The 11,142-nt window shown below is 40.9% G+C and carries 8 protein-coding genes; 5 read left to right on the top strand and 3 right to left on the bottom strand.

What is annotated here, in order from left to right; genetic code table 11:
• Window positions 1-42 precede the first annotated feature (42 nt).
• The 3 genes from KTR06_RS00705 to KTR06_RS00695 all read right to left on the bottom strand — a co-directional run bounded on the left by KTR06_RS00705 (window position 43) and on the right by KTR06_RS00695 (window position 4,581).
• Window positions 43-1,173 (bottom strand): retron St85 family RNA-directed DNA polymerase, encoded by a 1,131-nt coding sequence (locus tag KTR06_RS00705; RefSeq protein ID WP_049703296.1) that lies wholly within the window; start codon window positions 1,171-1,173, stop codon window positions 43-45.
• Between the two features lie 207 nt (window positions 1,174-1,380).
• On the bottom strand, window positions 1,381-3,588 hold the full coding sequence (locus tag KTR06_RS00700) for a DUF5686 family protein (RefSeq protein ID WP_074707487.1): 2,208 nt from the start codon (window positions 3,586-3,588) through the stop codon (window positions 1,381-1,383).
• Window positions 3,589-3,756: 168 nt separating this feature from the next.
• Window positions 3,757-4,581 carry an Rpn family recombination-promoting nuclease/putative transposase gene (locus KTR06_RS00695; protein WP_008645685.1) on the bottom strand — a complete coding sequence of 275 codons (825 nt, stop codon included), beginning with the start codon at window positions 4,579-4,581 and terminating at the stop codon, window positions 3,757-3,759.
• 1,119 nt (window positions 4,582-5,700) lie between these two features.
• On the opposite strand from KTR06_RS00695, the gene KTR06_RS00690 reads away from it, so the two are divergent.
• From KTR06_RS00690 to KTR06_RS00670, 5 genes are all read left to right on the top strand, one after another.
• A complete protein-coding gene (locus tag KTR06_RS00690) occupies window positions 5,701-6,174 on the top strand; it encodes a hypothetical protein (protein ID WP_074707492.1) in 474 nt (157 codons plus the stop codon).
• A 139-nt stretch (window positions 6,175-6,313) separates the two neighbouring features.
• Window positions 6,314-8,503 carry a glutamine synthetase III gene (locus tag KTR06_RS00685; protein ID WP_074707494.1) on the top strand — a complete coding sequence of 730 codons (2,190 nt, stop codon included), beginning with the start codon at window positions 6,314-6,316 and terminating at the stop codon, window positions 8,501-8,503.
• A 116-nt stretch (window positions 8,504-8,619) separates the two neighbouring features.
• Window positions 8,620-9,321 carry a Crp/Fnr family transcriptional regulator gene (locus KTR06_RS00680; RefSeq protein WP_009039694.1) on the top strand — a complete coding sequence of 234 codons (702 nt, stop codon included), beginning with the start codon at window positions 8,620-8,622 and terminating at the stop codon, window positions 9,319-9,321.
• 34 nt (window positions 9,322-9,355) lie between these two features.
• Window positions 9,356-9,910, top strand: coding sequence for an RNA polymerase sigma factor (locus KTR06_RS00675; protein ID WP_074707497.1), 555 nt, complete (start codon window positions 9,356-9,358; stop codon window positions 9,908-9,910).
• A gap of 67 nt (window positions 9,911-9,977) precedes the next feature.
• On the top strand, window positions 9,978-11,138 hold the full coding sequence (locus KTR06_RS00670; RefSeq protein ID WP_074707499.1) for a FecR family protein: 1,161 nt from the start codon (window positions 9,978-9,980) through the stop codon (window positions 11,136-11,138).
• Window positions 11,139-11,142 lie beyond the last annotated feature (4 nt).

Genomic DNA, 11,142 nt, shown 5'->3' with positions numbered 1-11,142 from the left:
TCGAGTGATCCTGTCTAGTAGATTCAGGTGACAGGAATTAGATCAATACCCTTTCTCCAAACGTTTCAGGGCAGCAATAGAATCGGATACATAGCTATTGTCCGGTTCTATTGACCGCCAATAACACAGCTCTCCAATCAGCCGTTTTAGATAGACAGGATCACTCGAACCAATCCGTCGCTGATGTTCTGCCAAACCTTTCGTCAGAATGAAATAGACATTCTTCCGGATTTCCCTCTTTCTGGCTTTAGGGATAGTCAGTTTCACACCGGAAGAGATGGACACTCCCGTGATAATCTTTCTACCATACTCATTGATGAAACGGGTCTTTTTATGATTCGGTTCGAATTTCTCATCACGAATGATTTGTTTAATACGGGGAATAATCTGCTCTTTGGGAAATACATCTCCCGAAAAAGTCAGGTCATCGGCATACCGGGTATAAGTCAGTCCGTATTCCGCTGCCAATGCCGCCAACTTCCTATCCATCTCATAACTAACGATATTACTTAACGACGGACTTGTAGGCGCTCCCTGCGGCAAGTGTCTGTGCAAACAACACAACGTTCCCAATACTTTAGATACATTTTCCGGATAACCGATCTTCTCAAATGTCTTTTTCACTCTCGGACTCCGTATAGAAAAGAAAAAATCATGAATATCCATTTTCAACACATACCGCTTTCCTAAATGAGGATTGGCATTGTCGACTACAGAATGACCGTTCCGGAAACCTACCGCTGCCGGATGAATCATCGTTACAGGTGATAATATACGAGAATTAATAGTCGCTTGAATGGATTGCATTGTTTTGTTAGGAGCAGAGATCATACGATACCCTCCTTTTCTTTTTCTCATCCAAAATTCCCGGTAATGTACAGAAACGTTTCGTAGTATTTCCTTCAATTGTCCCGTTTCCATTCCCAACAGATTGGCACACCAGACAACAGCCGATTCATCATACTTTTGAACATACTGTGCTCTTGAAACTGTCGCTCCCAAAGCATGCCTAAGCCAGGCTCCATGCTCCCATTTTACTTTAGTAGTCTTTTCTTCCTTACTACCGTCTGTCGCTTTCCATCTTTTATACCCCTCTTGTTTTCTGCTTGAGGAAATCATCTTATAAATCAGAAAACCAGTGACAATAAGTATCGTTATTAGAATTCCGTCCATTTTGTATTATGTATATAAACAAAGAGAAGAGAGGATGAGTTATTTACTAAAATAAATTTAGGTATTTATACCTTAGAATTTATTTTCTAGGAAAAATACCTGTGCTTACGAGGCGACTACACCTCTTTGATGCTAAATTCGGCCCTCATCCTCTCTTATACAAAGATAAGTATAATCTTTCGATAAAACAACCGGAACGGGGAAAAACTATCGGTTGAACAACTCAAACGTGAACTTACAGCCTATTCCTCCGAATTTCCAGTTTTCGCTGCTTACGAAGACTCCCACGTCGAAAACATGCGTACCGATGCCATATCCGACTTCCAGATAAGGTTGAAGATGCGGCATAGAAAGTGCACTGATGTAAATACGTTCATTCTGCACATAACGGGTGTACTTCATCAGATGCCGGAGAATAAGGAACGGAGCTTCGTAGGTGAAATGTCCCCGCACATAACGACGGGAGGAGTTATACCAACGTGAGTCAAGCACCTGAAATACTCCGCCGATTTCATCATTCCAACCTACGGGAAGATTATGGCGGGAGAAATTGGCAAAGTCCACAAAATACAGTTCATCCTGATTGGTGAATGCCCCGAATCCGAAACGATAATAAATATTACGCATCAATCCCATCCGGATTTGATGCTGAAGGTCAAACTCTATTCTTTCATATTCGCCCGTACTTTTAAATACTCCTTTAATTCCCCGTTCATAATCAACCGAGAAAGTTGGATAGATAGAATGTAAGTTTATCTTTCGCTTTCCGTTCATATAATAATAGAGTCCCGGCGTCCACTCTATCCGGATGCGGGGAGCGAAACTGATATAAGTGTTCTTGAATTTATCCATAAACTCCGGAGGCGGCATCGGATAATCACCGGTAATCACAAAACGGGAAGGCTCTACGGCTGTTCTTTTATGGGCAGAGAAACCCAGACCGATATCCAGTCCGTTGACTATCTCAACTGTATGGCGGAAGTTAAAATACAAGTCCTTGAAATAATCAAGATGAATTAAATCGAAATTAAAGATACTATCCGGCATAGCTTTCAGTTCATCCAGCACCTTACTGCTATAAATACGGTTACCATTACCCACATTCAACCGGAAGAATCCCCGTTTCTGCGGCCAGTATTCAAAGTCGGCATTCAACGACCAGTAGAACTCTTTACGCGTAAAGTTATATCCGAGTTTCGGCACAATACGAAGTAATTTATCCCCTCTGAAAAGACGGTTGTAACGGAAATCCTGTCGATAAGACAAACCGTTGCTTCCGCTATAACTGAATAAAAGCGGATTTATAAACGGAGAGAACCGTACGCTTCCGATATTGGACAAATTGAATTTATAATCTTCTACCATCAAGTCACCCATTGTTCCCCAAAAGGCCTGACTCTTGGATGGCTTTTGTATGGTAGCCGTGTCACGTCTAAGCGCATTGTCGAAATATAGTTTTTTCTCGCTCTCGTTCAAAGGGATCGGGCGCATGATAGCAAAGGTAGAGGCGTCCGTCTTATAAGCATTCGTATCACACTGCAAGGAGAAAGATTCCGAAAGATTATATTTCCTCTTCTCTTTCTTACGTACCTTCTTTTCTTTCAGTTCGATGGATTTATAATCTAAAGAAGCGGTATAATTACCATCCACCTTATTTCCGAGGAATTTGAAAAGGGCTTCTACATCATAACGCACCGGCAGGAATTCATTTTTCTTGCCGACATCTCCCATCTGAATCCAACAGGTAAATGTTATCAGTTCCGATCTTCCCGAAAAACGGATTTCACGAACACTCCAGACGTTGCTGCTAACCACCATATATCCACCTACCAACTGATCGCTCTTGGTACGGGGAATAAAGCGGACTCGATAATCCAGATTATTAGGATCTCCCATCACACTGTCTATCTGGTATTTATAGTATTTCTGTCCGTTTTTAGCCAGTGGTGATAACAAGCGTTCATCATTCAGCAGAGACGAAGAGTAGATATTTACATTAAAGTATTCGAGCAAGCCCGGCAATCCCCTGTTTCCTCTCACCGTTCCCTGGGAGGCTTTTACTTTCTGGTCGTAAATATTGGGAGCCGTATAATGCAGGTCACTGTACGTTTCAAGCAGATATTCGCGAACACCCTTTTGCAAACGAAACATGGAAGGCACATAACGGAGAATAAAATTCTTCTTCTGAATGTCCATCTTACCTTTTATATATAGGTTCGCGCGATAATCGCTGACTATCGTTTCATACAAAGGCGCAAAGGTCATCACACGTTCTATGATGGAGTCGGCAGAGATTTCCTGATGGGTATAAGGATTCATTATATAATTATTGGCTGCCCCCTTTGATATAAAAGAGAACAGACACAATATGCATCCTATCAATATTTTATCTCTCAATTGTCGTATCTCCTTCATTAACGTAGGCAAATATAAAAAAGAATATCGAAAAGCAATGGAATTAAGCTACTAAAAAGAGTTATCAGGGGAAGGAAGCTTTTCACACTTGATTAATATAAATATAAGAATAAACAAAAACGACTCATGTTTGAATGCATGAGTCGTCTATTAATAATAGGAGAAAGGTTATAATTTCTCTATTTCTTCTTTCGAAATACCCGTAGATTTTATGATAATATCATTATCCACCCCTAATTCTTTCAATTTACGGGCTGTTTCTCGTATACCTTTTTGTATACCTTTTTGTTCTGCAAAGTCCAACGTATTAAAATAATCGTTGTAAACTTTCCATTCTTCCTCGTACTGCATTCTTTCCTCCTGGGTCATATTCGCTTTGGAGGCTAACTTTTCCAGTCGTTCAAAAACGGCTTTACGAGCCTTGAAAGGCATTCGATCAAGTGTATCCATGTGCTTTAATATATAAATCCAGCGTTCAAAATCATTTTCACATTCATCCTCTTCTTTATTAAAGTTCGGCAATTCAATAAAAATCTGCCGGAACTTACTATTGAAAAGCTTACCTGTATCCCTGTCAGAAAGGACAACATCCGTTCTGATTTTAGAGGGTATATCCTTGTCCATCACGAAGTTCATGAAGAACACTCCGTACACAGCATCTAATTGAAAGTTCCAAATCCCTTTTCTCGCTTGTTGGGTAATAGCCCTAGAGAGATAGAAAAGGGCACGGTCTTTAAAGTAAGGCTGTTCCCGGTTCTGCATTTCTACGATAATATGTTCCCCCGTATTGGTTCTACAATATATATCATAGATAAGTCCTCGTTCTGTTTTTACTTCCGGCTGCTGTTCGTTGTTTAGGAACTGGATGTCGGTAATTACATGCTCTCCTACGAGCAAATCATTCAAGAAGTCGATTAATAACTCCTTTTCTACCTCTCTGCCGAATAAAAACTTAAAGCCAAAATCGGTAAAGGGATTGATAAATCTTCCCATTATTTCTTGTATCTCAATTATAGAACAAAGATAGAGTTTTTTTGTTGAATAGTGTCAAGTATGGGATAAAATAAAATAAAACCAATACCTAACATGAAGTATATGGTTTGATACTACGCAATATCGACTCTATATCACGATTTTAAAGTTGATTTATGAATAGACAACTAGAGTCGTCTGTTCGGTCAACTAAAGTCAGCGACTTAGACAACTGCAGTCGGCTGTATGGTCAACGGCAGTCGGCTGATACCATGTTAACTATTTCAATCTGTTATCCGGTCATATTCATCTTCTTATATCCTTCCATATAAAGAAACGCCTAAGCTTTTGTTTGAACTGGGGGGCTTTTCGTTAGAGTGTGAAGGATGTGAAAAGCTAAAACGAGGTCATTAAATCACAGCAAACATCTGTCATACTACAACTTACGAGTCTGTGAAACTTGTGGAAGGCAAAAGTAAACTTTTATTTCTAAGTTGACAGAGAAGTTGATATACTTTATTTTACCATGATTTTTGAAAATAATCAAACCACCGCTAGTTTGATTCATAACGGTGCATAAATGAACTAAATGATAATTTTGCGGAGTGCCCTGAAAGGGCTTAATTATATAGCGTAGGGCAACGCCCTACGTAAAAACGACAATCTGAATTTGCGCCCTGAAAGGGCATAATTGTATACAGTTCCGCCCTTTCAGGGCTTGTGGCTGGTGTGTTTTTTTCGTAGGGCGTTGCCCTACGCTATATAATTAAGCCCTTTCAGGGCACCCCAATAAATATATAATTGTAAGGCTTTCAGCCTAACTGCTAAATTCTCATTTAATTAAAAACTGCATAAAAAAGAGAAATACTTACTCTTACCTTTTTATTTCTCCTTTTATTCTTGACAAAGAAAAAAATTGTAGTATCTTTGTGATACTCTTCATATCAACCAGGCAGGGAACCTGCCTCGTTTTCGTGGCAGGCATTTTTATGCCTGTCCTGATGCTTCATATGGCGGTTTCGTACCCCCGTGTGGAGTGTTAATGCACCCACTGCCTGGTTGGTGAAGAGTAACGGGAAAGGCGGAACCGCTCTTATTTCATAGAAAATCTTCGCCTACCACCTTATTCATAATTATATTATGGAAACAAAACAAGTTACCGTTCAACCAGCGGTAGGAGGCATGATAAAGGCTTCCAAAGATTCATTTGTTATTCCTAAAGAAGAATTAAAGGATTTCTACCTTAAATTCGCTTTCCTCCTGAACCCGGATTCCTGCTCCGTAAACCGCACCGAATTCGAACTATTAAACATTCTGCTGAAAGACCTGAAAAAAATCTTGGCAGCATTGACTCACCTCAACACCCATCCTTGGGATGAAGGCATCGCAGAAATCCAAATTTCATGCGGTGTTTACTCCCTACAAGATAACTTGAGCAAAGAAAAACGTATGCAAATGAACACCTCTACGGGTAAACACCTACAATTTCTCACCCAAATGGCTATGGACAGTCCAGTGTTCAAACAGTTATTCAGGAACTACCACAACCATTATATCCAAGTGGAAAGTTTGGTTAAACAGATGGCTAAAGAAATGGACCAACAGAAGCAATAAGAACAGAAGTTGGAGAATCAACAGAGGGGGTATCTTTAGAAAAATACATTCATTTCTAAAAATACCCCCTTTAAAATAGGGGTACTTTCAGAAAAAACATATAATTTTGCACCATCAACCGATAAAAAGTAGACCATTTATGTCAAAAATGCGTTTTTTTGCCTTACAAGAGCTTTCCAACCGGAAACCTCTGGAAGTAACTGCTCCTTCCAACAAACTCTCTGATTATTATGGTAGCCACGTGTTCGACCGCAAGAAGATGCAGGAGTATCTTCCCAAAGAAGCCTACAAAGCTGTAACCGATGCTATCGAAAAAGGTACGCCTATCAGCCGCGAAATAGCAGATTTGATTGCTAACGGCATGAAAAGTTGGGCCAAGTCACTCAACGTCACTCACTACACACACTGGTTCCAGCCTCTGACAGACGGAACAGCCGAGAAACATGACGGTTTTATCGAATTCGGCGAAGACGGCGGAGTAATCGAACGCTTCTCCGGAAAACTACTGATCCAGCAAGAGCCGGATGCCTCTTCTTTCCCTAACGGCGGTATCCGCAACACTTTCGAAGCACGAGGATATACAGCCTGGGATGTTTCTTCACCGGCATTCGTGGTAGACACCACTCTTTGTATCCCCACTATCTTCATTTCTTATACAGGTGAAGCACTGGATTACAAAACTCCCTTATTGAAAGCACTTGCCGCCGTAGATAAAGCAGCAACGGATGTCTGCCAACTATTCGACAAGAACATCACCCGCGTATATACCAATTTAGGATGGGAACAGGAATATTTTCTAGTTGACTCTTCCTTATATAATGCACGCCCCGACCTCTGCCTGACAGGACGGACACTGATGGGACACTCTTCCGCCAAAGACCAACAGTTGGAAGACCACTATTTCGGCTCCATCCCTCCACGTGTCACGGCATTTATGAAAGAACTCGAAATTGAGTGTCACAAACTGGGTATTCCTGCCAAAACCCGTCATAACGAAGTAGCCCCCAACCAATTTGAGTTGGCCCCTATCTTCGAAAACTGCAACCTTGCCAACGACCACAACCAACTTGTCATGGATTTGATGAAACGTATTGCAAGGAAACATCACTTCAATGTACTCCTGCACGAGAAACCATACAGCGGAGTAAACGGTTCGGGCAAGCACAACAACTGGTCGCTCTGCACCGACACCGGCATCAACTTGTTCGCCCCCGGAAAGAATCCAAAAGGAAACATGCTATTCCTCACTTTCCTGGTAAACGCCTTAATGATGGTTTATAAAAACCAGGATTTACTGCGTGCCTCCATCATGAGCGCTAGCAACAGCTACCGTTTGGGAGCCAACGAAGCTCCTCCCGCCATTCTCTCCTGCTTCCTGGGTTCACAACTATCGTCCACTCTCGACGAAATTGTCCGCCAGGTAGGAAACGAGAAAATGACACCGGAAGAAAAAACTACTCTTAAATTAGGTATCGGACGTATTCCCGAAATCCTACTGGATACTACCGACCGTAACCGCACCTCTCCTTTCGCATTCACCGGAAACCGTTTCGAATTCCGTGCCGCAGGTTCTTCTTCCAACTGTGCCGCCTCCATGATTGCAATCAATGCCGCCATGGCAAACCAGTTGAACGAATTCCGCGCATCAGTAGAAAAGCTGATGGAAGAAGGAGTAGGCAAAGATGAAGCCATCTTCCGCATACTGAAAGAAACGATTATCGCCTCCGAACCGATTCGTTTTGAGGGCGACGGTTATTCTGAAGAATGGAAACAGGAAGCCGCACGCCGCGGACTGACTAACATCTGCCACGTACCGGAAGCCCTGATGCACTATATTGACAACCAATCCAAATCAGTGCTGATTGGCGAACGTATCTTCAACGAAACCGAATTGAACAGCCGTCTGGAAGTGGAACTGGAGAAATATACCATGAAGGTGCAAATCGAAGGCCGTGTATTGGGCGACCTCGCCATCAATCACATCGTACCGACTGCCGTTGCCTATCAGAACCGATTGCTCGAAAATCTTCGCGGACTGAAAGAAATATTCCCGGCTGAAGAGTACGAAGTGTTGAGTGCCGACCGCAAAGAGCTGATCCGTGAAATTTCACACCGGGTCACTTCCATCAAAGTACTGGTTCGCGAAATGACCGAAGCACGAAAAGTTGCCAACCACATGGAGAACTACAAGGAAAGAGCATTTGAGTATGAAGAAAAAGTACGCCCGTATCTCGACCAGATCCGCGACCACATCGACCACCTGGAGATGGAAGTGGACGATGAAATATGGCCGTTACCCAAATACAGAGAACTGTTGTTTGCTAAATAAAATGCCTGTAAGATTGCACGAAAGCTCCCACTTTTGTGCAATCTTTTTATAGATTCGTTCATTTTTTCATTTTTTCTTTTTACTTTTGTGCTGTATAACACAGTTTTGTAGCACTCATGGTAAAAATGAATATGTCAGACATCGATATTTCGGAACCGTTATCCGATATGTTAGCTCCTTTAAATAACGAGCAAAAGGAGTTTCTGATGAACAATTATACGATACAAACCTACAAAAAAAATGAAACCATCTACTGCGAAGGAGAAACTCCTTCTCATCTGATGTGCCTTATCAGTGGGAAAGTAAAAATCTTCAAAGATGGCGTAGGGGGTAGAAGTCAGATTATTCGCATGATTAAACCACGCGAATACTTTGCTTATCGTGCTTATTTTGCCAAACAAGATTTTGTAACTGCCGCAGCAGCTTTCGAACCCTCTGTTGTTTGTCTGATTCCCATGAATGCTATCTTAACTTTAGTTGCCCAGAATAATGACCTGGCCATGTTTTTTATCCGCCAGCTGTCTATTGATCTCGGTATTTCTGATGAACGTACCGTCAATCTGACACAAAAGCATATCCGCGGACGCCTGGCCGAATCTCTCATCTTCCTGAAAGAAAGCTACGGCTTGGAAGAGGACGGATCTACTTTGAGCATTTATCTTTCACGCGAAGATTTAGCTAATCTCTCTAATATGACGACTTCGAATGCTATCCGCACATTGTCGCAGTTCGCTACGGAACGACTGATTACGATCGACGGAAGAAAAATAAAAATCATCGAAGAAGAAAAGCTGAAGAAAATAAGTAAGATTGGATAAGAAAATTCCTGCACCAATCGCTCCACCCTAAATAGTGAACATACATATAGAAAATATAATTGCAGACATCAGGCGTGGTAACAAACAGGCTTTCAAAAAGCTATTTGATAATTACTACCCTATTCTTTGTGTTTTCTCCAACCATTATATTGATGACAAAGAAGTCTGCAAAGACATCGCGCAAGATGTATTGTTAGCTTATTGGGAACGGAAAGAAGATTTCGACGACATTTTGAAAGTAAAAAGCTTCCTTTATACCGTCACCCGAAATAAATGTCTGAATCACCTAAAACATGAACAATTAGATATTCCTAATTTTTCCGGACAGGAAGAATTCGATAGTGGCTTCGAAGCTGCCATTATCGAACAGGAAACATTCCACATGATTCGCAAAGCGGTAGAAGAATTGCCTACCCAAATGCGAAATATCATCTTATACTCTATGAAAGGGTTAAAAAACCATGAGATTGCTGACAAATTGCAAATTTCAGAGGGTACTGTCCATACGTTAAAGAAATTCGCCTATCGCAAACTTCGCGAAAGTCTCAAAGGCATAAATTATACCTTATTACTATTTTTATGCAAATAAAGTAACTTTTTGATTACCCCGTTTTTCCGATTGGATTGTTTTACTTATATAACAAATCGAAAAAACGATGAATTCATTCAAAGAAAAACTTAAAATTGCAAAAATCTTAGCTTCCTTATTTACTCATTCGTCTACTCCCGAAGAGGAAAAAAACTATCGCGCGTGGTTGGATGAAAATCCGGAACATCAAAAAATAGCAGACCGGATATTAAATAAGGAAACGTATGAAGAAAACAGCCGGTTAATAAAAAGTTTCTCTTCACAAAAGGCATGGGAGAAAGTCTACCCGCTACTAGGAGGCAATCAATCTGGTATTGTTTTTTCGTGGAAAAGGAGTCTGAAATATGCGGCTCTTATTTTGCTATTGATAATACCGGCTTCATTCCTTATATATAATTGGGCAATCGGAGAACCAATCGGTGAAATTACTCCAGGAACCCATGGCGGAGAACTGACTTTAAGTAATGGCAACACCTTCAACCTTTTTGAGAATGTCCTTCCGGAGGGTGCAACTGAAGTGTTCATCATTGACTCCAAAGGGATTAATTATCATACTCCTGCCAACAAGCCCAAAGTGAAAGAAATCAAAAATACGCTTCGTACACTGCATGGTATGGAATGTCACATTGTCCTTTCAGATGGAACAAAAGTACATCTGAACGCAGAATCACAACTGACTTATCCGATTTGTTTCAGCGATAAGGAACGTATCGTACAGGTTGAAGGTGAAGCCTATTTTGATGTTGCTCCGGATAAAGCACATCCTTTTATCGTGCAAACACCGCATACTTCTATTCGAGTGACAGGAACTTCATTCAATGTAAGGGCTTATGCGGATGAAGAAGTAGAAAGTACTACACTAGTTAGTGGAGCTATAGAAATTAGCAGTGAAAATAAAGATTATGAATTGATTCCAAACCAACATTTCGTATATGACAAAAACAGTCGAAAAAGTACCGTATCTAACGTAAATACTGAATTATATACTTCCTGGGAGTCCGGATCATTCATTTTTATAAATGTTCCTCTCCAGAATGTAATGTCGTATCTTTCCAAATGGTACGGATTCAAATACACTTTTGAAGACGACGCAGCCAGACAGGTACAAATTGGAGCTTATCTCAACCGCTATGCAAACATGAACCCAATTATCAACATGATAATGGAATTAAATATGGTAGACATAAAACAGAGAGAAGGTATACTGCACATTTCTTATAAACAATAACTAT

It is taken from the genome of Bacteroides sp. MSK.20.12, assembly GCF_019052435.1.
Lineage (GTDB): Bacteria > Bacteroidota > Bacteroidia > Bacteroidales > Bacteroidaceae > Bacteroides > Bacteroides xylanisolvens.
The sequence above is the reverse complement of the archived record's forward strand: the minus strand, read 5'-3'. Positions and strand labels throughout refer to the sequence as shown.